At 39.2% G+C, this 20186-nt stretch carries 27 protein-coding genes; 24 read left to right on the top strand and 3 right to left on the bottom strand.

Annotated features, from left to right (window positions below; all coding sequences use genetic code 11):
* The first annotated feature begins 151 nt into the window (after positions 1-151).
* Entirely contained in the window at positions 152-892 is a 741-nt protein-coding gene (locus tag QNI22_RS07570; protein WP_314510036.1) for a DUF3592 domain-containing protein, read from the top strand.
* A 14-nt stretch (positions 893-906) separates the two neighbouring features.
* Here QNI22_RS07570 and QNI22_RS07565 read toward each other — a convergent pair whose 3' ends face one another.
* Complete coding sequence (locus QNI22_RS07565) at positions 907-1659, bottom strand: hypothetical protein (RefSeq protein ID WP_314510035.1); 753 nt, start codon at positions 1657-1659, stop codon at positions 907-909.
* 85 nt (positions 1660-1744) lie between these two features.
* On the opposite strand from QNI22_RS07565, the gene QNI22_RS07560 reads away from it, so the two are divergent.
* Together QNI22_RS07560 and QNI22_RS07555 are read left to right on the top strand one after the other, a co-directional pair.
* Positions 1745-2032 carry a hypothetical protein gene (locus QNI22_RS07560; RefSeq protein WP_314510034.1) on the top strand — a complete coding sequence of 96 codons (288 nt, stop codon included), beginning with the start codon at positions 1745-1747 and terminating at the stop codon, positions 2030-2032.
* Between the two features lie 201 nt (positions 2033-2233).
* Positions 2234-3181: a phage tail tape measure protein gene (locus tag QNI22_RS07555; RefSeq protein WP_314510033.1), complete on the top strand. Its 948-nt coding sequence runs from the start codon at positions 2234-2236 to the stop codon at positions 3179-3181.
* Positions 3182-3463: 282 nt separating this feature from the next.
* On the opposite strand, the gene QNI22_RS07550 is transcribed toward QNI22_RS07555, so the two are convergent.
* Together QNI22_RS07550 and QNI22_RS07545 are read right to left on the bottom strand one after the other, a co-directional pair.
* Complete coding sequence (locus QNI22_RS07550; protein WP_314510032.1) at positions 3464-3820, bottom strand: hypothetical protein; 357 nt, start codon at positions 3818-3820, stop codon at positions 3464-3466.
* A gap of 83 nt (positions 3821-3903) precedes the next feature.
* Positions 3904-4791 carry a S24 family peptidase gene (locus QNI22_RS07545; protein WP_314510031.1) on the bottom strand — a complete coding sequence of 296 codons (888 nt, stop codon included), beginning with the start codon at positions 4789-4791 and terminating at the stop codon, positions 3904-3906.
* A gap of 31 nt (positions 4792-4822) precedes the next feature.
* On the opposite strand from QNI22_RS07545, the gene QNI22_RS07540 reads away from it, so the two are divergent.
* The 21 genes from QNI22_RS07540 to QNI22_RS07440 all read left to right on the top strand — a co-directional run bounded on the left by QNI22_RS07540 (position 4823) and on the right by QNI22_RS07440 (position 20161).
* The gene (locus QNI22_RS07540; RefSeq protein ID WP_314510030.1) at positions 4823-5113 is read left to right on the top strand and encodes a hypothetical protein; all 291 of its coding nucleotides are present in this window, start codon (positions 4823-4825) and stop codon (positions 5111-5113) included.
* 55 nt (positions 5114-5168) lie between these two features.
* Positions 5169-5633, top strand: a complete 465-nt coding sequence (locus tag QNI22_RS07535; RefSeq protein WP_314510029.1) for a hypothetical protein — start codon at positions 5169-5171, stop codon at positions 5631-5633.
* Positions 5630-6007: a P-loop NTPase family protein gene (locus tag QNI22_RS07530; RefSeq protein WP_314510028.1), complete on the top strand. Its 378-nt coding sequence runs from the start codon at positions 5630-5632 to the stop codon at positions 6005-6007. Before QNI22_RS07535 ends, QNI22_RS07530 begins: the two co-directional genes overlap by 4 nt.
* Positions 6008-6061: 54 nt before the next feature.
* The gene (locus QNI22_RS07525) at positions 6062-6355 is read left to right on the top strand and encodes a hypothetical protein (protein ID WP_314510027.1); all 294 of its coding nucleotides are present in this window, start codon (positions 6062-6064) and stop codon (positions 6353-6355) included.
* Positions 6356-6387: 32 nt separating this feature from the next.
* Positions 6388-6771 carry a hypothetical protein gene (locus tag QNI22_RS07520; protein ID WP_314510026.1) on the top strand — a complete coding sequence of 128 codons (384 nt, stop codon included), beginning with the start codon at positions 6388-6390 and terminating at the stop codon, positions 6769-6771.
* A 178-nt stretch (positions 6772-6949) separates the two neighbouring features.
* Positions 6950-7339: a hypothetical protein gene (locus tag QNI22_RS07515; RefSeq protein ID WP_314510025.1), complete on the top strand. Its 390-nt coding sequence runs from the start codon at positions 6950-6952 to the stop codon at positions 7337-7339.
* The gene (locus tag QNI22_RS07510; RefSeq protein ID WP_314510024.1) at positions 7336-7557 is read left to right on the top strand and encodes a hypothetical protein; all 222 of its coding nucleotides are present in this window, start codon (positions 7336-7338) and stop codon (positions 7555-7557) included. The genes QNI22_RS07515 and QNI22_RS07510 overlap by 4 nt, the downstream gene beginning before the upstream one ends.
* A gap of 19 nt (positions 7558-7576) precedes the next feature.
* Positions 7577-7891, top strand: coding sequence for a hypothetical protein (locus QNI22_RS07505; RefSeq protein WP_314510023.1), 315 nt, complete (start codon positions 7577-7579; stop codon positions 7889-7891).
* The gene (locus QNI22_RS07500) at positions 7888-8277 is read left to right on the top strand and encodes a hypothetical protein (RefSeq protein ID WP_314510021.1); all 390 of its coding nucleotides are present in this window, start codon (positions 7888-7890) and stop codon (positions 8275-8277) included. Before QNI22_RS07505 ends, QNI22_RS07500 begins: the two co-directional genes overlap by 4 nt.
* Positions 8237-10480, top strand: a complete 2244-nt coding sequence (locus QNI22_RS07495; protein WP_314510020.1) for a DUF927 domain-containing protein — start codon at positions 8237-8239, stop codon at positions 10478-10480. Before QNI22_RS07500 ends, QNI22_RS07495 begins: the two co-directional genes overlap by 41 nt.
* Positions 10481-10825: 345 nt before the next feature.
* On the top strand, positions 10826-11140 hold the full coding sequence (locus QNI22_RS07490) for a hypothetical protein (RefSeq protein ID WP_314510019.1): 315 nt from the start codon (positions 10826-10828) through the stop codon (positions 11138-11140).
* Between the two features lie 186 nt (positions 11141-11326).
* The gene (locus tag QNI22_RS07485; protein WP_314510018.1) at positions 11327-11665 is read left to right on the top strand and encodes a hypothetical protein; all 339 of its coding nucleotides are present in this window, start codon (positions 11327-11329) and stop codon (positions 11663-11665) included.
* Positions 11595-11951, top strand: a complete 357-nt coding sequence (locus QNI22_RS07480; RefSeq protein ID WP_314510017.1) for an HNH endonuclease — start codon at positions 11595-11597, stop codon at positions 11949-11951. Before QNI22_RS07485 ends, QNI22_RS07480 begins: the two co-directional genes overlap by 71 nt.
* 7 nt (positions 11952-11958) lie before the next feature.
* Entirely contained in the window at positions 11959-13347 is a 1389-nt protein-coding gene (locus QNI22_RS07475; protein WP_314510016.1) for a DNA cytosine methyltransferase, read from the top strand.
* Positions 13348-13369: 22 nt separating this feature from the next.
* On the top strand, positions 13370-13714 hold the full coding sequence (locus tag QNI22_RS07470; protein ID WP_314510015.1) for a hypothetical protein: 345 nt from the start codon (positions 13370-13372) through the stop codon (positions 13712-13714).
* 165 nt (positions 13715-13879) lie between these two features.
* A complete protein-coding gene (locus QNI22_RS07465) occupies positions 13880-14134 on the top strand; it encodes a DUF4031 domain-containing protein (protein ID WP_314510014.1) in 255 nt (84 codons plus the stop codon).
* Positions 14128-14892, top strand: coding sequence for a hypothetical protein (locus QNI22_RS07460; protein ID WP_314510013.1), 765 nt, complete (start codon positions 14128-14130; stop codon positions 14890-14892). The genes QNI22_RS07465 and QNI22_RS07460 overlap by 7 nt, the downstream gene beginning before the upstream one ends.
* Before the next feature lie 182 nt (positions 14893-15074).
* On the top strand, positions 15075-15671 hold the full coding sequence (locus tag QNI22_RS07455; protein WP_314510012.1) for a hypothetical protein: 597 nt from the start codon (positions 15075-15077) through the stop codon (positions 15669-15671).
* A gap of 2 nt (positions 15672-15673) precedes the next feature.
* Positions 15674-16228 carry a hypothetical protein gene (locus tag QNI22_RS07450; RefSeq protein ID WP_314510011.1) on the top strand — a complete coding sequence of 185 codons (555 nt, stop codon included), beginning with the start codon at positions 15674-15676 and terminating at the stop codon, positions 16226-16228.
* Between the two features lie 2 nt (positions 16229-16230).
* Entirely contained in the window at positions 16231-19929 is a 3699-nt protein-coding gene (locus tag QNI22_RS07445; protein ID WP_314510010.1) for an SGNH/GDSL hydrolase family protein, read from the top strand.
* Between the two features lie 13 nt (positions 19930-19942).
* A complete protein-coding gene (locus QNI22_RS07440; protein ID WP_314510009.1) occupies positions 19943-20161 on the top strand; it encodes a hypothetical protein in 219 nt (72 codons plus the stop codon).
* The last annotated feature ends 25 nt before the right edge of the window (positions 20162-20186 follow it).

The raw sequence follows: 20186 nt of genomic DNA, 5'->3' as shown, positions 1-20186 counted from the left end.
CCTCCTTTATGAACCTTAGCCATTATACGTTATCCACTCCCCCTCGCAAAGTTCCTCTCTCTCGTACACTTGTTATTTTTGTTAGGTCATCCATTATTGCAGTTGTTTCTATGGGGATGGATATGTTTTGGAGTGTTAATGGTTTTTAAATGTGGATTGGGATATTTCTTTACTGAATCCCACAGAAGTTGATCGGTTTGGTGTCAAATATAAATACACTCAAGCCACACTAACAGATATTCGTACAATTGATATGAAAGTAAAAAGCGAACTGCCAACTTATGCTTTTTATTATCGTTTTCAATTCAAGAATCAAAGTTTCACAGGAGTATCCTTTCAAGAGGAGAATAAGAGAAATCTACCCCATATTGGCGATACATTGAAAATACAATATGTGGTGAGTAATCCAGCTAGTTCCTGTGTGTTGGGAATGCGAACTCGTTCAGGCAACCTGCAATCTATATTTATAAGTTGGTTTATGCTGTTATTCGGCATTGGAGCATTGTTTATTTGTTTTTGGTTGGGTAAAAGACACAACTATCTGATGCAATATGGCCATCTGGCTGTTGGAAAATTCGATCAGCAAATTGAAACCTCAGATAGTGGTGGAGATAAATATTATGAGGTTCAGTATCAGTTTGTCGCATTCAATAGGCAATTCTACTATGCAACACAAAAGAGTTATTTTCCTGTTTATGAGGAAGATGTAGTTATTCTGTACAAAGAAGAAAACCCGCAATACAATAAAATTCTTCAGGTACACAAGCTATACGAAGAATATGATGAAAATTTTCAACCTCTCTCTGCCTCATGGGACGAAATATTTTTCCACAGTTGCATTCCTGTCGGTATGTTTATTGGGTTAATTTATATATATATTGTTTATTGTTAACGGAGAGAATGGGTTTAGTATGCAAACTGTTGGTAATTCTTTCTCCAATATCTATCAATAAAATCCCACTTAGCTTCGAACTTAGGGATATACTTTTGATAAGGGAGTGATTTATAAAGCATTTCTTTTTCTTTTCGTACTTTATAGATACTGATTTTGTTCTTGGTTGAATCTGGCTCACAAGCATCTCCTTCTATGTGTCCCATTACAATCAACTGATAATTAACAATTTTAGACAGATGACTCTCCCAGTTATAGTCTGCACATCCGGCAGCATTATAGGAATAGTAATAGTGAGTCCCTTTTATTCTTTGTAGTGCTAAATCACAATTTTCCAGATAACGAAACCTTCTTTGTTTTGGATCAAACAAATATGTCTCAAAATCAGGATTATTAGAAATAATCTCCACTTCAATGTCTTTGTATCCATCCCCATTGATATCCGGAAAGATAGCATCATTATAGAATTCTTCAAACTTTATAATTGTATCTCCCCTTAGTGTGGTTAATCCATAGAATATCTCATTCACATCTGTAGACAGAACAAGTTTCTCAGTATTGATAGTTATAGTGTCTTTGATAATTTTTGCTTTTGCTTCAATAACAGGCTGGGGATTAGTTGGCATTGTCTCAGATTCAGACGCTTTATACACTGCAGTTACTGGCTTATTGCTTATGGTATCATTCAAATGATCATTTTTTCTCTCAGCAGCAGGACGACAAGTAAACAAGAAAAATAGAATAGCTAGTAAAAAACAGAATTTCATAGAGTATGGTTATCTGACAAAAATAACTTTTCTGTGGGATTCTTCCGTCTTTTTATTCCCCCTTTTGTTCTGCCAAATTTATATCATGGCAGCAACGAACGAACAGGTTGCCCGCAAATGGGCAGCGGTCACTTGTAAGAAATTCCGATCGGAATTACAGCGTCTCAAAGTTAGAAAATCCGGTAACCTGAGCAGTTCCTTTCAGGCTTTTGTACAGGCAGAAGCGGGGGGAGATAGTGTGAAGATTCGCATGTTATATCTGTTGTATGGCAAGTTTTCTGATATGGGAGTGGGGAAAGGCAAACGGCTGGGATCTGGCAGTAACGTAGTAACCAAGTTGGTAGGAGGTAGCGCAAAAAAGCCGGAGGGCTAAAAAGTGGTATTCAAAGACGATTGCAAAGGAGACTTTCATTCTCGCTCAGATCCTGCAAGAGAATGCAGGCAATAAATCCCTCTCTGTTTTAGAGCAAATCACCAGCACTGTAACCATCGAATTATAATGGCAACCACGAAAGAAACCCGTGAGGTCGAAATTATTGTCTAGGGTAAAAAAGTAGATTCTTCTATTAAAGATATGGAGTCTGCTGTAAAAATCCTGAATGGACAACTAAAGAAACTCCCACAAGGTACAGAAGAATTTATTAAAAAGAGTGAGGAACTTAAATCTGTACGGCAAAGGCTCAAAGATGTTAAGGACGATGTGTACGCATTGGATAAAGCCTCGAAAGATGTAGCTGTTACTTCAGAACAGGTAACTAAAAGTTCCGGTTCCTCCTGGAGTTCATTGGGTAGCATCATTGCCGGGGGTATTGTGGCTGCCATTGGAATGGCTGTCATGGCTGTGATCAATTTCGGTAAAGAAGCTTACGAGCTGGCAAAAACCTATTCTGATTCCTTTGCTGACATACGGAAAAGCACAGGAATGACAGCAGATGAAGTACAGGCGTTGAATGATCGGATTGGTGATCTGGATACCCGGACCTCACAACTAGATCTGTTGGAAATTGCCAAAGTAGGAGGGCAGATAGGTATTGCAGCAAAAGAGATGGACGGGTTTGTAGAGTCGACGGATAAAGCAGTGGTTGCACTGGGAGATGAATTTTCGGGCGGGGCTGAAGAAGTAGCGGGTAAACTGGGAACGCTGAAATCCTTGTTTCAGGAAACCAAAGATCTGGATGCGGGTACTGCTATTAACAAAATAGGTTCTGCGCTAAATGAACTGGGAGCCACCGGATCTGCTAAAGCTCCTGTGGTGGCTGACTTTGCTTCACGTATTGGACAACTTGGAAATTTGGCTCCTGAGATTGGGCAAACGTTGGGTCTGGGTGCTGCTTTTCAGGAATTGGGTTTGTCTGCCGAAATTTCAGCTGGTGGGTTATCAAACATCTTATTAACAGCCTCCAAGTCTACTGATAAATTTTCTCAACACCTGGGAATGACTGAGCAGGCTTTTAAGGATTTGATTAACACTGATCCTAATGAAGTAATTTTTTCAGATCTGTATCCCAGACCTGATATTTGATGAACCATCTTTTATCCCAGCGACCTTTGTAATCATACAAAACCGGTTCAAAACTGGGCATCCATTCAGGCTTTTTAGCCATACGTGCGAGTGTTTTGGTATACGGTAATTTGGTATCAATTTTGGTATCAAATTGCTGAGAAGACAAAAAAAAAGCCTGTATTGCGAATACAAGCGTTTTTTTCTAGTGCCGAAGACGAGATTTTTTTGTTTACCAATGTCTTAGTTGATTATCAGGTATTTAACTATGAAAAGTTGTAGCAGGTTTTGTGTAGCAGATATCTACTTACACTCTTTCAGGGCGTAAATAGTCACTATGGAAGAAATACTATCAGGCATTCCATACTTCTTACAAAGCTTTGGGAATTCTTCAAGTTGCCTCTTTTCTGAAAATTTTACTTTCTCATAGGACTTATCCTGGCCTTGTGGGATCTCTCCATACTTTTCGTCAGCCTCATGATTTATTTCCAGAGCTTTTTCATCTAGTTCTTTAGAGAAGGCACAAAGATTGGTGTTATGATCATTTAGGTAATCTTTGAGATTTGCCAGATCTGATTGTTCTTTAGTTTTAGGAAGGAAATTACCAATGATGCCAAGTATAACTAATCCGGCAACGACAATTAAAATCCACTTTTTCATTTTTGGAGTGTAAAAAATTGAAGCATAGAAGATGATTTTATATTTAAAAAGTGCACAAAGAATCACGAAACTTTAATTAAAGTTTAGCGCTTAAAAGCAAGAACAAAGTATTCCATACGCCACATACCTTGAATTTCATCAATATTTACTGTCATATCTCCATACAATTCATTATCTGACTTAAGTACGATTGTACCTTTTTCTCTGTCACTGGCAACAACTCGTTTTAAGATCAGGCTTCCATTTTTCAGACTGACTACACATACATCTCTAACTATATCCCACCAATCAGTATCTATCCAGGTGCATAGAATTTTTTCTCTTTCCCGATAATTAGGATACATGCTATCACCACGAATCTGAAATACTAAGGTTAGGCTGGTATATTTTATACCAGGAATTCTTTCTATGGTTTCTTTATTAAAGGCCACATCATTAATACTATATTGTCCGTTCACATTTTGAACGAAAGAAGCTGCTACTTCTATTTCTACTACTGGAATCTTGATTCTTTTAACCTTGTCAAGATCTACAAGATCCAATTCTTTATAATAAACTACTCCTGATTCTTTATCTCCATTTTTAGAAACAATGTATTCTGTCTGATTATCATTAACAGAATGATCATTGTCTGGATGAGTGAAAGTCATTATATCTATTGGATTCAATGGATCTCCCGCACCCGTTTCCAAGAAGTCTCTGTTGATCTGGGGGAATGTATCGTATAGGTTTGTAAGAAATTCTTCCTTTTGTGGAGTTTTACCCTTTTTTAAATCTGTAATGTACTGATCTTTAACGCCAAGTAAAGCAGCGAAATGAGCCTGACTTCTGATTAATAATCTGTCTTTTAGTGATTTAATAACGACGTCAAGCCTTTTTAAATCTATTTTCTTGAACTCTGGCATTATGTAAGAAATATCTTCTAAATTGGTTTGCGTTCCCTGGGAATGATAGTAGTTTTGTAACAACATAATAACAATAGGTCAATAATAAAACAAATCTATGATTACACAAAATCTAGAACTTGCATCTGATGTAGAGTATCTGCGGATAATGCTACTTCCAATAGAAAACGGAGAGCTTAAACTACCAAATGGCTGGTCTAATATGGTTATCTCTCGTGCTGCTGAAGAAGGTTACACCCAATCCGAAACAGGAATGCCTATCAATACAGTGTATGTAAGTCTAGTGAAAAGGCGAATTCGCTTTAATCGCTATCTGGCTAAACTCATTAACCAGATAGCAAAAGAATATACAGAGTCATTAGCGCTCAATGAGAAAACTACTGTATAAGTAATCCTGCATTTCGATGAATCTCATTTTTTCATAGACTAAATCCAGTAAAACCATGGAAAACTTAGGTCAAACCCTACAAGAAATCAGAGAAAGGCAAGAGATATCTGTTTACCTGGATGAACAGGAAGCAGGTAAAGATTACTCGTACAGTCAGACAGTGGCTACTTTCAAGAGTTGGGCTAAAGAATACCTAAATCGGAAAACAGATAAGAGGTTAGTGATCGTGCTCACAAGAAAGGCAAAGGATCGTAGTCATATGCGATTTTATTCTATGGAGATCTGGCATGTAAAATATGATGGAGACTTTTGGAGTAGAGCAGATGGACATAAGATCCACAAGCAAAGAGCTAAAAAATACTTCTATAAGGCTGTTAGTGGATGTAATCCAAAGTTTTATGAGGCGTGTGAGAATGATTACAAAAACTGGAAAAAGATAGGAGGGGATACAAATGGACTTTTGATTTATCTGCACACTCAATCTCCAGAAGTACTAGCTGGAACTCTCGTAAAATCATGAAAGGAAAAAGAATTCTCATAATTGGCAAGCAAGGTTCAGGAAAAACAGCTGTAGCAGAACATTTTAGCCAGTTTGCTAAAAAACGTGTTTTTGTAGAGAGTAAGGATCTATCAGACATTATCATTACCTCTGAAACTGATTATCTGATATTTGATGGAGTTCCAAATATAGATGCACTTCTGAAAACGCTTTTTTGTCGGTTTCTCAGATCCAAAGATATTCCGCTATCACCTTTACTATCACAAGTAGTTAATTTTTCCGGAACTATAATACTAACCATGCAAACAACTAAGGAAGCTCTAAAAGGCTGGGATGCTCTTGCAAACTTCACAGTTTTAGAGATTATAGATCTAGGACCTTTCTTTAAAGGATAACTCTTACTTCCCTTTACCCATACAACTTCTGAGCTTTAAAAAAGCACTTTTTAAGTGCACTGGAATCCTTTTGCCCATACAAAATCAAGTCCTTCTGAAACCAGCTTACTCATTACATATTTATTACCCATTTCAAAATCCTATGTTATGTACACAGTAACAGTGAATTTTCCAGACAAACTCCAGGCTAATGCCTTTGCCATGCTTTTCGAAACCGATACAATGGCTGATTTTTTAAATGAGCAATTTCAAAAAGTAGAAGTCCCAGAAATAGAGCCATACTCGTCAATCCAATATGACGAAAGTGATGAACTATCACGTGGTGGCCATGTCGTAGATGTTGATTAATCCAGTTTTAAACCCTTATCCTTTCTTCCAAAATGCAAGAACAAGAGAAAATAGAGACCTGGGGAGTACTGGAACTCATGGGTCACGGCAAGATTGCTGGCATGATCAGTACAATGGTTATTGGTGGCGCTACTTTGATTAAAGTAGATGTTCCGGAAACGGAAACTATCCCAGCGTTTACACGCATGTTTAATCCTTCTGCAATGTATGCTCTGAATCCCACTACAGAAGTATATGCCAGAAGGGTGGCTGAAAGTTTAAAATCTACTCCTATCATTCCTTATGATGTAGAACAACAGGTCAGAAGAACTGTACAGTTTGAACTGAATAAGCAAAATCAACTGGCAGCTACTACAGTGCCGGCTAAACCAGATCCGGATGATAAAGAAGATTGGCTAAATGACAGGAACTATTAGCCTATGCACTCCAATCGCAGCCAAGGAAAGTTCCTAATGCTTCACATGCAAAGCCTGGAACTGAAGTGTAGAAAGAAAGATAAACGCCGGCTACAAAGGCTGTATTTCTTTCGAGGCCTGATAATCGGATTGATCACCCTGATTTTATTCTTAGCCCTGTTTTATCCGGAAATACTAAATGGTTTTAAAAGTCCATAATCTGACTACTCTAAAAAGAAAAAGAAAGCCCACACTACGCGTATCCAGGCGTGGGCTTTTCAACCTGTCTGCTTCTTTACTGAATCAGCTGGGAGTTTGCGACGATAAACCGCGAATCATCATTATTGAGAACACACTAACGAAAGATTACTATCTCAGTGCAACAGATAGTATTCACGGAATAATACTTAGAACTACATCTAATAAGAAAATAGTCTATTTCAATTCGGCAGATCTTGCCAGAAAGCTATTTACCCAGGGAAAGGTACTTGAACAGACAGAAAGTGCCATTTTCCGAATATCCGAAACCCCTATAGAATACAAAGGAAACAACGCCTATTTAATAATCAACCAGCCATTGTCTTCATGAAAATCTACCTACTACTGATCGTATGGATCTTCCTGGCATTTCTATGTCCGGTCTATGGCCAGCGAATCGATAAAAAAACCGGCCTTCACAAAGGAGGAAAACGCTCTTACAAATACATGAGTGAGAGACAATACAGGAAACAGAAGCCTAAACCACTCCCAAAGAAGTTTTACCCGGCTTTGGTAAAGCGTAATAAAACTTTCAAACATCATTTCTAACTCTCTATTCTCCACACATATGAATCATATAGCAGTTGCCAAATTTTCCAACCTTACAGAAGATCAGCTTTCACAAGGTTCTATTGCTCTTAATGATAGTATATCATCACTGAGCAGAAAGATAGCAGATCTTCAGAAAACTGTTCCTAACAGTGAAATACTCCCACTCATGAAAGAAAATCTGCAACAACTCACTTTAGTTAATAATTGTCTGTTGTTGCGCCTGGGAGAATTACAGGTAGTAGAAGCCATCCTTCAGCACAAGGAAAAGGAAGAAAGAAAACAGGGAGCCCAGCCAGCTGAAGAAGTCAAGCCAGCCAGTGTAGCTGCATGAAGCAACTTTCAGACAGAAGCCGAAAGCTTAAAACAGATTTTGTCAGAGCTCAGGCCAGGCTGTTGAATGTAGTTCAGGAACTGGAAGATGAATTAGATAGAATCGGTAAGAAACCTGGGATGGAAGCATTATTGGAAAAGAAAGATAACCAGGCTCAAACCATTGTCGATTTTATCAATCATTCTGAAGCCATCATAGATGAACTATATCAGGAAATAGCAATGATTTCCGGCCTTGCAAAAGGTTACGCAGCTATTAACGCGATTCAGGAACAAATGCTGGCTAATCCACCCAAAGTAACCAAACAGGATTGGATTGAAGCTGGCATAATCCCACCAACTAAAGATGATTTCACGGACAAAACGAACACAACCAGCCCAGCCTGAAAAGGAGCCTGCCAATAAAGAAGCTAAAGTTATCTCTATTGGTAAGCCTGAAGACTGGGACTATGCACAAAAGCAGCATTACGATAAAGCAAAAAAGCTAGTCAATCAGATTAAGAATCTGAAGTTGAACATAATAGAAAGCAATGGTGATCTGAACACAGTAGCCAGCAGCCTGGCAACATTTGGAGAATTTGGGAGAGGGATGTTTCTGCAGGTAGCTGAATTGATGGAAACTTTCAATGAAGAAGCAGCTCACAAGATTTTTGAAAGTTATCTGAAAGAGAATCCAGCCAAAACCCCTGTACAGTTCTTTAAAATGTGTAGGGATAATGATATCACAACAAAGGCAGAGAAACAGAGAGATCCAGAAGCTGAAATAAAAGACAAGCTGCCTAATGGTGTAGACATGAATGACTATATGGAGTTCGGATTTTTTGAAGATCCGGAAAAAGGATCTTACTGGTCTGTAGCTCCCAAAGGTCAGCTGTATGAAGTTTCCAACTTTCTGATGAAGATCCTTTATCACGTTCAAACCAGCCAGGATAGCGCTTACAGGATGATTGAAGTAAAAAACAAGTTTGGCTATAAAACCCAGATTGCGCTTAACACAGATGATTTTACATCTGTAGGTAGTTTCAGAAAGGTAATCGCCAGGCGTGGTAACTTCATCTTTAAAGGATCTGAAACAGATCTGTATAAACTCCAGGACAAGCTACAACGGGAAGAACGGTTTTCAATCATGATTGACTTTCTGGGATATCACAAACGTGGCCAGTTCTACTGCTTTTCCAATGGGCTGATTGATGTTTCTGGCCAGGAGGAAGAAGTGGAATTCAAAGAAGCTGATGATAATGGAATCATTGATCATAATGATATCAACTACTTTATTCCTGCACAATCGCAGATGTTTGGTGATAAAGACGAAATGTTTTCGAATGACAAGAAATTCAAATACATGGAATCAGATATCATCTTTAAAGATTGGGTTAATCAGTTTGTAGAAGTGTATAAGAAACGTGGGAAGATTGGTATTGCTTTCTATCTATCGTGTTTGTTCAGAGATGTAATCTATGATGCCATGGACAGACGTTTTCCTATCCTGTTTTTGTATGGACAACGCGGATCAGGAAAGGGAACAATGGCACAATCTATATTAAAGCTCTTTGGTGAAGGTCAGGATCAATTCATGTTGGGTGGTACCGGAACAACAAAAGGCTTTATGCGCAAGTTTGCCCAGTTCGCAAATGCAATAGTCTGGCTGGATGAATACAAAAACAACCTGAATAAGCAGATCATAGAATCTTTAAAGAACGTCTATGATGGTGTGGGTGGTGAAAGAGCCAAAACAGATAACTCTTTTCAGACTCATACAACACCAATCAGGTCTGGCTGTATTTTGTCAGGACAAGAAATGCCCACTATTGAACCAGCTCTATTTACACGTGTCGTTTTACTCACTTTCAAAGAATCCAGCTTCACTGCTGATCAGAAGAAAGAATTTGAGAAGCTGAAGAAAATGGAAGCAGCTGGTATCAGTCACCTTACTGTAGACATGCTTTTATACCGGCAGGAAGTGATTGAACAGTTTCCGGAAAATTTTAAAGAATCCTACAAAATCCTAAGTCAGAAAGTAGGTAAGCTTAAAATGGATGATAGGCTACTGATCAATTATGCTTCTCTAAATGCGATTGCTTCTATTTTCTGCAAGCTGGATCTACTCCCTTTTACTAAAGACAATTTTCTTGAAGTTCTGATATCTAACATTGAAATACAGCACTCAGTACTTCAAGGATCTGACGACGTGTCAAAGTTCTGGGAAATAGTAGAATCTCTGTTTAATGAAGGAGCCATTGCAGAAGGAAAGGATTTTATGCTGGAAGATGGCTATGTGTATTTACGCGTGCAGAATATCCACGGCTTGTATATGAAAGAAATGGCCATGCGTCGAGATCCCAATGTTCTGGCAAAATCCACACTGGAAGACTACCTGCAATTAGATCCGGAATGCTTTGTAAAAAAGCTTAAAAAGATGTTCAAAGACGGTTCGTATTCGTGGTGCACGCAGTTCGTGTACAATAAGATAAATATCAATCTAATAAGGATGGAAGACGCTACTGAAAGATTAAGAAAGTACAAAGAAATGGGAATAGACCTACCCGAATCTGAAGGAGTGATTGACATCGACTACAAAAATTTTCTATAGCGTCTGGTAAGTAAATCACTAGAAAAAGCCTTGGATACTTTGGAATATTGGATACAGTACAATTTTATATAGCTATATCTATTCATATACATAATATCTACTATAAAAAGTACTATCCATTCCTATCCAAGAAATCCAGTTATATCCAAAAAACTTCTTTTATATCCAAAAAACTCCAAAACGGGAAAATTTACGTGGGTGATTTTTTTGGATATAAGGCCCAAAATGAGGGATTTTTTTGGATACTAAAATAAGGAATGATTGACCTAATAATCTCATTAATAAATAGTTAAATAAAACCACTATCCAAAAATCCAAAATCTCCAAAGCTAAATTTTAGTTATTATGGAAGAAAAAAAAATAATTGTTTTTCCGTTGTTTTTTCGCTCTGATGACAACGCTGTACATATCAAAATGCTGGATGCGTCCACTATGGTCTATGTACGTACCTTAAAAAAAGACAATTTCTTTGACTATTGTCTTTACCGTACCAAACTCACACCAGAACGTTTGGAATCTACACAGAAATTGTACCTACCAGCTACTGAAGAACAGTACAATTCAGCCCTTCAAAATCTATTTAGCACAATGGCTTTTTTCAGTGATAAACTGAAAGAAGCAAATAGCCAGGACGAAGATCATGCAAGACTTTCAGCTTGAATTGCTAATGAAGGCAATGGAGAGACACAGAAACCTTCACAGAGTACGGACTAAGTTGTTGATGGAACAGAGATATGATTCTTTAGCCAGATGCAAGATGGGTATTTTAAATCTAGAAGGTGAATTGGCTGCCTTCATTCCAAGAGAGATAAAGGAAATGAATTTTCTAAAAATGGCTGAAGAAAGATGAAACGGTTTTTGACCTATGCAATCATTCGGGAATATGTAGATGGAAGTGGCCAGCAACGCCTGGCTACTTTCGAAAGCATATACGATACCCACAGTACTGCTGAAGATCGGGCTAAAAAGGCTTTGCTGAACATGTATGAAGAAGCTGATCGTATGCAGGAAGAACCTGAATGGCTTTCTGAATCCACATTTAGTACTCTATTCTATATCTACTTCATAGCTGTTGTTCAAGTTTCTTCCAAGGTTAACAGACTTTATATAAACCATGCCAATAGACTACAAGGATTATCATCCGAAATGGACTCTGATCAGACGCCTGATCTTAAAACGGGCTAGTAATAAATGTGAAAGCTGTGGTGCAGATAATCACGAATTGCATCCCAAATCAATTGAGACAATTACTACTCCTGATATTTTCACTGGTGAAGAATTGACCACAGTAACCGGCACTAAAGTGATCCTGACAATAGCACATCTGGATCATGATGTAAAAAATAACAGGTTCAACAACCTGAAAGCCTTATGCCAAGCCTGCCATCTGAATTATGATCGTGAAGACAATATTCAGAGGAAAAAGTATGGCAAGAAATTAAGTGAAAACCAACAATATATAACCTTCTAAATAATTTATGAATTCAAATCAAATTACACTTACAGATATGTTTTGTGGGTGTGGTGGAAGTAGCCAGGGCGCAAAAAAAGTAGCTGGTGTTGAAGTAAAGTACGCTCTCAATCATTGGAAGCTGGCTATTGAATCCCATAATACAAATCATCCGGACACTCACCATGACTGTGCTGATATTTCTGAAACACATCCTGCCAGGTACAATAGAACCACTGGCCTTATTGCTTCTCCTGAATGTACAAAGCATTCGGGAGGGTCTGGAAAAAAACGTAAAAACCTCAATCAACAGGATATCTTTCAGAATAAGGCCTTTGATCCATCTGCTATCAAAAGTAGAGCAACTATGTGGGATGTGCCTCGTTTTGCTGAAATCCATAATTATGAATTCATTATTACTGAAAATGTAGTTGAAGTCAGAGACTGGATTATGTGGGATGCTTGGCTAAAGGCGATGCATCTGCTAGGCTATCAGCATGAGTGTGTTTATCTAAATGCACAATTTGCTCATGGTGAAGGTATATCTGGCTTTTCGCCTCAAAGCCGTGATCGAATCTATGTTGTTTTCTGGAAAAAAGGTAATAAAAAACCTAATCTTCAAATTAGGCCAAAAGCACCTTGTATTCGATGTGGTGAAGTAGAAGCATATCAGGCATGGAAGCCTAAAAGCCCAAAATATGGCAAATACAAAAAACAGTATATATATCAATGTTCAATTTGTAACACTGAAGTAGTTCCCTATTACTATGCCGCACTTAATGCTGTTGACTTTACCATTCCTATGGTTCGTATAGCAGACAGACACAAGCTTAAGATGAAGGATCTTTGTGATAATACCATCGCTCGTATCAAATATGGATTACAGAAATATAGCAAACCAACTACCGAGGTAAATAATAGCTATCTATTTGAGCCTTTTGTCTTGGAAACAGCCTATACACATTCGAAAAGCGATAGAACACGTAGCTTGATGAATGTACTAATGACTCAAACTACACAGCAATCTTTAGGAATGGTAACTCCATTTTTCGGAATACATCATGGAAATAGTAAAGTCCATTCTGCTGAAGATCCTTTATCCACTGTCACAACTGGAGGTATACATAGTAGTATTATTTTGGCTCCTTATCATGGTAAAAAGCAAGCTTCTTTGGTTTTAGATCCTACTTCTACTATTCCGACAAAAGATAGCATTAGCTTGATAGAGACAGCACCAAAAATAGAGGATTGTTATTTCAGGATGCTACAGCCATCTGAAACAGCCAAAGCCCAAGGATTCCCATCTGATTATGTAATACTGGGTAGTAAGAAATTACAGCAAAGACAAATTGGCAATGCTAATCCGCCTCCTACTATGGAATTACTAGTATCTCGTTGTGTAGCTTCTCTAACCTAATTATTACAAAATCAATATAAATATGAGTCACAGAACTGATCTTCAAAAAGCCTATGCTCAATTAGACATGGCACTAATGAGCAAAGACAGAGCCAGCACACTGCTGGCTATTCTTCACCTGGCAGCTGGTCAATTTGAATTCAATGTATATCCTGATTTTATGACAGAGATACAAACGGCTGCCAAAGTTTTCAGGATCGTTCCTGGGCAAACTCCTGAGTCTGGTGCTTTCGAAATTATAACAGAGAAAGCAAGACTGATCAGCCAGGCGAAAACAGAAGGTAAGATACCAGCCTTCATTTTTGAGCTGGCCATAGAATATCCTTTTATCAGACAATGGTGGAACCTTTATATCAATAGCAAATGATACCACAATTTATAGTACTGTACCTCTTATTTCGGTTGTTGTATAGAGGTTTTCGGAATAATGGCAAAGTGACAACGTATACAACAGATCGTGGTTATGTCATTCGGTTGGTATCATTTTAACACTGCTTTTAGCCTGGGGTGGGTTCTTTGATGTATTCTTTTCATGATCTATACAGATGGCATTCACATGGTAGCGGATTCATTACAGGAGTTACATGAATTTGCTCAGAGTTTAGGTGTAAAGAAATGTTGGTTTGAGGGTGTCCGTAAAGGTCACCCTCACTATGATCTGGCTAAAGTTGTACGTGGTAAGGTGGTCAGAGATACAGAGAAGGTAAGGAAAGCAATGGAGGCTGGAGCTATAAAAATTAGTAGTAAAGAACTTTTACTCAAATCCAAAAGTCTAAAAACATGGTAAAAACTAAAACTAATGAAAAGCCACTAGCTCTAAAGGTAGAGTTGGTAAAGCAGGTTTATAAAAACGAGAAAACTCAAACCAGAAGATTATTTGCAAATGATCTGATTATTAATCAAGATCCCAATAGATATAGGCTAGATGGTTTATTTAATCTGGAAGAAGATAAGCAGTCTCATATCAAAAAAGATGGTTTATATGCTTGCTTTCATGATCTTAAGTTGGATGTTTCTGTAGAACCTATTTTATGTCCATACGGGAAAAAGGGTGATTTACTTTGGGTTCGTGAACCATGGGCAAAAGTGCCACGTACTGCTTATTGGCATGATCCCACTATCCCACATATTGAGAAAGATAGTTGGTGGTATATTTTCAAGGCTAGTTGGGAAAGAAGTACAGCCGGCTTTAGTTGGAAATCATCCCGATTCATGCCAAAAGAAGCTGCCAGGACTTGGTTAAGAATTAAAGATGTCAAAGTAGAACGACTGCATTCTATTAGTACTGAAGATATAAAGGCAGAAGGTGTTCGTGTTCCTGTCAGTGAAAGAGGTGGTGTTTTATTTGTGTTGGGAAAAGCTGATAGCCCATTTAAGTTTATGCCAGAGTCTTACCAAAATGGTTCTAAAGAAGGGGTTACGGAACATGATTTTATGTTTGCTCACTGGGCTTCTCTCTGGTGTGAAATTCATGGAAAAGCAAATTGGCTTTTTAATCCCTGGGTATGGGTGATAGAATTTGAAATTGTTGCTTACTCTAATTGATACTAAATTAAGGCTAAAATAAGGCCTTATTCTCTAACACTGCCAACACTCAGGCAGTGTTTTTTTGTTATAAACAGCTTTTTCTGTATTAAAAATCTATCTTTTTCAGAGCAAACATTACATACAGGCGCTGGCGCTTCTATGGCTTCCCGTTGGTGGGACAATCAGGGGTAATTTTAAGTATGCAACTAGCCGTTCATATACCCGTCAAACCCCACATTCATTCTTATTTGAAGTCAAAATATGGATCAGACAGAATCCTGTTACGTGGCTCCAAACAAGATCCGATAGCGCAGTACGTAGCCAGCAAAATATCAAAGCCGGCAAAGGTGCAGAAGGTTTCTGAAAACAAGCATACCTGTAAGATCACATTCCTGGTATCAAAAGATTTCTTTGAAAAAGTAGGCTGCCTTGTAGATAATGAAGCAGCTATTCACTTTAACTTCTTTGTTGATCATCTGATCAAACAGGAATTCTATACACACATGTACTTACGCCTGGCGTATGGTGTATGTCGCAAGGATGCGATTATAGAATTTATGGAAAGGTATGATCTGCATACGGATGGACTTACTTATGAAGCTTTGAAAAAAGCTTTTTACCGGTTTGAGAAGAAAAATAATGTGAAAATTTTCGGGAACATTGTCCCTTCTGTTGGTGAAAACAAACAAGAGCCAACTAGGACAAAATCCACGAATCCGAATACCATCCGCTGGCATAAATGGAAAGCAAAACAGCGCCGGCTTTCTAAGATGAAAATTACCCTTAATCTCAATTGATCATGCAATCTATCAACAGATACGAGATTGGGGATAATATTGGAGGTTTGGCAAAGCTTAACTTCATTCCTACTGAAGATATTATTTATATCCCTCCAGCTCTCGATAATGAAATTTATCAGGATATCCAGCTTCAGCCAGGTAAAACATGGTATGAGGCTTATTTCAGTCTGGAATCACTGGGATATCAGGAAACCATGCAACAAACCAAACATGGTGAAGCCTTCAATATGGAGTTAAAAGGCTTTCTTCCTAAAAATCAACCTTCCCTGGCAAGAGTATTAGGCCTAATGAAAAGAAGAAAGTTGGTTTTCGCTGCTGATGACAACAATGGCCAACGCCTGCTAATTGGAAGTATTGAGCATTACCTGCGTTTTGAGCGGACTTTAGATACAAAAGATTCGACCTCTGGCAGAAATGGCATTGCAGTTACTTTTACTGGCAAATCACGCCACGAAGCTTATTTCTATTCTGGGAAACTGCCAATCTCTGAAAGCCAGCTGGCAGAACGCAACAGATATCTATTACTCGAATCAGGCGCAAGAATCAAATTATAGCTATGGAAGATAAAAAAATAACCGAACTGGAAGAAGCCCAGAGTATTTCGGCAGAAGATATTATTCCGATTGTAGATGTAGATGAACCCAATCCGGATAAGCAGAATAAATTTATACGCTGGGATAAGCTTCAGCTTCAGCAAGGTGTACAAGGTCCAAAGGGAGATCCAGGAGCACCTGGAACGCCTGGCGCAACAGGTCCACAAGGTCCAGCTGGTCCGCGTGGATTGCCTGGTGAAAAAGGTGATAAAGGGGACAAAGGTGATCCAGGTTTACCAGGTGTAGAAGGTCCACAGGGTCCACAAGGTGAAGAAGGTGAACAAGGTGCAACTGGCGCGACAGGTCCACAGGGTATTCCAGGTGCTGATGGCAGAACCCTAAGAAATGGTGTTGGTGTACCTTCTGACAGCTTTGGTAATGATGGTGATTGGTACATAAATAAAACTGACTACACCTTTTATGGACCTAAAACCAATGGTAGCTGGGGTTCACCTGTTGGTATTTGGGGTGCACAAGGTCCACAGGGTTTACAAGGTCCACAAGGCCCAGCTGGTCCACAGGGTGCAACAGGTCCACAGGGTCCACAAGGAAATGCAGGTGCTCAGGGACCGCAAGGCCCAGCCGGTGCAACAGGTCCACAAGGGAATCCAGGTATAGATGGTAAAACAATTTTATCCGGAAATGGAGCTCCTTCTTCAGGTTCTGGCACAAATGGTGATTTCTATTTTGATCTCACCAATGCTTTGTTTTATGGACCTAAGACTTCTGGAAGCTGGGGAACAGGTGTAAGTATTAAAGGTCCAGTTGGCCCAACAGGTCCACAGGGACCGGCAGGCCCACAAGGTCCGCAAGGTGCTATTGGTCCACAAGGTCCAGCTGGTGCAGCCGGCACTCGTACACGTACCAGCATCACAGTTACTGGAACTGTCATAGATCTGACTGGAAAAGAAAGCTTTGATATCATTGATCTGACTGCTTCATCTGATGTTACTATCACTGGTATCACAAGTGGTACACAGTTCAGAGAATATGAGTTTGTCGCTAACAACGTCAATTTCCTGTTTCAGGAACCAACCTTTGATATGGAAGGTGGTATTCCTTATCAGATCAAAGGAGGCTATAAGGATAGTATCATTCTCAGAAAAGATTCTGATATCTGGCGCCAGGTGGGTGGTAGCAGCTATGAAGATCCAGGTGATATAGAAATAGGTGCTGGCAAAAGTGCTTATGATATCGCTGTAGAAAATGGATTTGAAGGTGATGAAGCTCAGTGGCTGGAATCCTTAATTGGTCCTGAAGGTCCACAAGGCCCAGCTGGTCCACAGGGTGCAACAGGCCCACAAGGTGCCACTGGCGCAACGGGTGCTACAGGCGCGACAGGTGCACAAGGTCCCAAAGGTGATACAGGTGATCAAGGTCCACAGGGAGATGCTGGTCCACAGGGACCGCAAGGCCCAGCTGGTGCAACAGGTGCTCAGGGTCCGCAAGGAAATACGGGTGCTACTGGCGCGACTGGACCAAAAGGGGATAAAGGAGATCAGGGAGCTCCAGGCCCACAAGGCGCAACAGGAGCTACTGGTGCTCAGGGAGCACAAGGCCCTCCTGGCCCAGATAGTTATACGCCATCAGATTCTAATAATGCTACTGGTTTTTGGGCTGGAATGCTTTCTGCTGGATTGACAACCTTTACATCTGCTGTTGATCGAATTGCATCCTTAATTGGCCTTTTATCTTCTTTAGTCCAACTAAGAAAAGATAGTATAGTTTCCGCTATTAATGATGTATATGGACAGGCTTATGTATTAGGTTTTTTTATCTGGGACGATTTTAACAGAGCATCATTAGGAAGCAGCTGGACAAAGTTTGGCAATGCATCTACAATAACTATTGTATCCAATAAACTTAGATTAGCAGGTACAGGAGTTGCAACAGATTATGCCCAATATGAAAGACCTAGCAATCTGGAAAACTATAAGGCAAGTTGGGATATGACACCTATCACATCTTCAGCATCCTATAGTTTTGCTCATATTGGATCTAATCCCTTATATCTGAGAAACAACCTAATTAATATCAATTTGACTGGTAGTGGTGGTCAAATAAGAATATATGCACCTAAACCATCATTAGGTAGCTCTCCTGCATTGGTAGGTGAAAGCGTAAGTGCTCAGAATATTAGTTTTGCAGCCGGTGACGCAATGAAGGTATTTATAGGTTTTTCAAAGATTACATTCTCAGTTACCCTATTAAATACTGCTAATGGTCAATCTATTACCTTATCTCATTCATTAGGTACATCCGCGACAGAAAGGGATACCTATGGTGATATGATAGGTGTGTTTAAGTTTGGATTTTATGCCATCTCAGGGACTGTAGATGTAGATAATTTTAGTGTTTACTCTGATGAAATTAAAAATCCGGAAATTGTCATCATTGGAGACAGTAATACTCGTGGAGTTGGCAGAAATGCGCCTGGCGAACGTTGGCCAGATCAATTGCAATTAGAATCTTCTCGTAAAATAGTGGTTTGGGCAGGTAGTGGAGATACTACACAATCTGCCTTAGATGCTTCTGATGCCATTATTGCAGCGAATCCAAAGGAAATCTGGCTAAATATTGGAGGTAACGATATTGCATTAGGTGTCGCAACGGCAACATGGCAGGCTAATTACTTAGCTCTTACACGCAAATTTCAGGCAGCAGGTATACATGTTAAACACATTACACCAACACCTAGAACTACAGCGACTGTAACACCTCTTGCTACTTATATAAATAATACTTTTCAAGCTACGACTGTAATTGATTGTACAACAGGTTTTAATACTACTGATTCAGGAAATGGATTAGATCCCAATTCTAACATGGGAATGCTAACAGATGGAACGCATTTGAATCAGATAGGAGATTTGTTTGTACTCAATAAAATCCGTAATAACCGTAATGCAAGAGGATTCTTGGCACCGTCCGGATTTAACTCAGCAATCACATCAGCGGTTACAAACATCAAAACATGGTTTGCCGGTGACAAATTCAGAGTGTATTTCACCAATTATGGTACTCAGGTTAATATTATCCGCAATAGCGCGGGTACTGAGATGGGACGCTTTGAAATAACAATCCCAACCGATGTAGGAGTTGGTTTTATCACAACAGATCCAACCAGAGACGCGAAAAGGTTCAATTGGGTACATAAGCTTTTGGGCACAGACGATCATGTTATTCTATCTAATCAAACCGTAAGCAAGACAAGGGTTGGAATTGGTATGGATAACTCAGCCGGAATGCCTTTGCCAGGTGCTACACTAGAAGTTTGGGCTGCAACAGCGGACGGATCTGCGAATGCTTTTGTAATCCGGAATGCGGCAGGTGCTGCCAAGTTAGTTGTGGCAGATAGTTCCGGGAAGCTATTTCTGGCAGCTGGTGTAAAATTCAATGTAACTAATGTCACTACCAACACAACGCTAGATGCAACTCACCACTATATTTTCACTACTGGGACACTTACACTGACATTGCCTTCGGCTAGTGCCAATATAGGTACTCAATACGCAATTATGAAGCAAGATGCGGCAGGTACAACGGTGACTATTACCCCTTTTTCTGGAGACAATATAAATGGTGCCAGTACATATAGTTTAACAACTCAATATCAAGCCATTCGGATTATAGCTACATCAGCAGGCTGGAGGCTACTCTAAACATACTATTTATATGAAAGACGAAGAATTTGACAATCAAGTAAAGGAACTCACTATGAAAGGTATTGAGATTCTGCCCATTGCGCATGATTCGGTAACCTCTTACAGTGTACAGGATACATTCGAGTTTTGTGGCGTTAAATGGGAGCTATGGGATGAAGATAAAGAAGAAGCTTTTGAAAAAGTTATTGATAAGGCGAACGAACTACTCAAAAAACGGGAACCTCAATAAATGAATTACTTAACAAAAGATTTTA

This window comes from Xanthocytophaga agilis (genome assembly GCF_030068605.1).
GTDB lineage: Bacteria > Bacteroidota > Bacteroidia > Cytophagales > 172606-1 > Xanthocytophaga > Xanthocytophaga agilis.
This window is presented reverse-complemented; position numbering and strand designations above follow the sequence as displayed.

What these genes read in the sequence shown, in the direction of transcription:
- QNI22_RS07565 (WP_314510035.1), bottom strand. Translation starts at nt 1,659, where the DNA reads ATGAAATTCTGTTTTTTACTAGCTATTCTATTTTTCTTGTTTACTTGT.
- QNI22_RS07560 (WP_314510034.1), top strand. Translation starts at nt 1,745, where the DNA reads ATGGCAGCAACGAACGAACAGGTTGCCCGCAAATGGGCAGCGGTCACT.
- QNI22_RS07555 (WP_314510033.1), top strand. Translation starts at nt 2,234, where the DNA reads ATGGAGTCTGCTGTAAAAATCCTGAATGGACAACTAAAGAAACTCCCA.
- QNI22_RS07550 (WP_314510032.1), bottom strand. Translation starts at nt 3,820, where the DNA reads ATGAAAAAGTGGATTTTAATTGTCGTTGCCGGATTAGTTATACTTGGC.
- QNI22_RS07545 (WP_314510031.1), bottom strand. Translation starts at nt 4,791, where the DNA reads ATGTTGTTACAAAACTACTATCATTCCCAGGGAACGCAAACCAATTTA.
- QNI22_RS07540 (WP_314510030.1), top strand. Translation starts at nt 4,823, where the DNA reads ATGATTACACAAAATCTAGAACTTGCATCTGATGTAGAGTATCTGCGG.
- QNI22_RS07535 (WP_314510029.1), top strand. Translation starts at nt 5,169, where the DNA reads ATGGAAAACTTAGGTCAAACCCTACAAGAAATCAGAGAAAGGCAAGAG.
- QNI22_RS07530 (WP_314510028.1), top strand. Translation starts at nt 5,630, where the DNA reads ATGAAAGGAAAAAGAATTCTCATAATTGGCAAGCAAGGTTCAGGAAAA.
- QNI22_RS07520 (WP_314510026.1), top strand. Translation starts at nt 6,388, where the DNA reads ATGCAAGAACAAGAGAAAATAGAGACCTGGGGAGTACTGGAACTCATG.
- QNI22_RS07515 (WP_314510025.1), top strand. Translation starts at nt 6,950, where the DNA reads ATGGTTTTAAAAGTCCATAATCTGACTACTCTAAAAAGAAAAAGAAAG.
- QNI22_RS07510 (WP_314510024.1), top strand. Translation starts at nt 7,336, where the DNA reads ATGAAAATCTACCTACTACTGATCGTATGGATCTTCCTGGCATTTCTA.
- QNI22_RS07505 (WP_314510023.1), top strand. Translation starts at nt 7,577, where the DNA reads ATGAATCATATAGCAGTTGCCAAATTTTCCAACCTTACAGAAGATCAG.
- QNI22_RS07500 (WP_314510021.1), top strand. Translation starts at nt 7,888, where the DNA reads ATGAAGCAACTTTCAGACAGAAGCCGAAAGCTTAAAACAGATTTTGTC.
- QNI22_RS07495 (WP_314510020.1), top strand. Translation starts at nt 8,237, where the DNA reads ATGATTTCACGGACAAAACGAACACAACCAGCCCAGCCTGAAAAGGAG.
- QNI22_RS07490 (WP_314510019.1), top strand. Translation starts at nt 10,826, where the DNA reads ATGGAAGAAAAAAAAATAATTGTTTTTCCGTTGTTTTTTCGCTCTGAT.
- QNI22_RS07485 (WP_314510018.1), top strand. Translation starts at nt 11,327, where the DNA reads ATGAAACGGTTTTTGACCTATGCAATCATTCGGGAATATGTAGATGGA.
- QNI22_RS07480 (WP_314510017.1), top strand. Translation starts at nt 11,595, where the DNA reads ATGCCAATAGACTACAAGGATTATCATCCGAAATGGACTCTGATCAGA.
- QNI22_RS07475 (WP_314510016.1), top strand. Translation starts at nt 11,959, where the DNA reads ATGAATTCAAATCAAATTACACTTACAGATATGTTTTGTGGGTGTGGT.
- QNI22_RS07470 (WP_314510015.1), top strand. Translation starts at nt 13,370, where the DNA reads ATGAGTCACAGAACTGATCTTCAAAAAGCCTATGCTCAATTAGACATG.
- QNI22_RS07465 (WP_314510014.1), top strand. Translation starts at nt 13,880, where the DNA reads ATGATCTATACAGATGGCATTCACATGGTAGCGGATTCATTACAGGAG.
- QNI22_RS07460 (WP_314510013.1), top strand. Translation starts at nt 14,128, where the DNA reads ATGGTAAAAACTAAAACTAATGAAAAGCCACTAGCTCTAAAGGTAGAG.
- QNI22_RS07455 (WP_314510012.1), top strand. Translation starts at nt 15,075, where the DNA reads ATGCAACTAGCCGTTCATATACCCGTCAAACCCCACATTCATTCTTAT.
- QNI22_RS07450 (WP_314510011.1), top strand. Translation starts at nt 15,674, where the DNA reads ATGCAATCTATCAACAGATACGAGATTGGGGATAATATTGGAGGTTTG.
- QNI22_RS07445 (WP_314510010.1), top strand. Translation starts at nt 16,231, where the DNA reads ATGGAAGATAAAAAAATAACCGAACTGGAAGAAGCCCAGAGTATTTCG.
- QNI22_RS07440 (WP_314510009.1), top strand. Translation starts at nt 19,943, where the DNA reads ATGAAAGACGAAGAATTTGACAATCAAGTAAAGGAACTCACTATGAAA.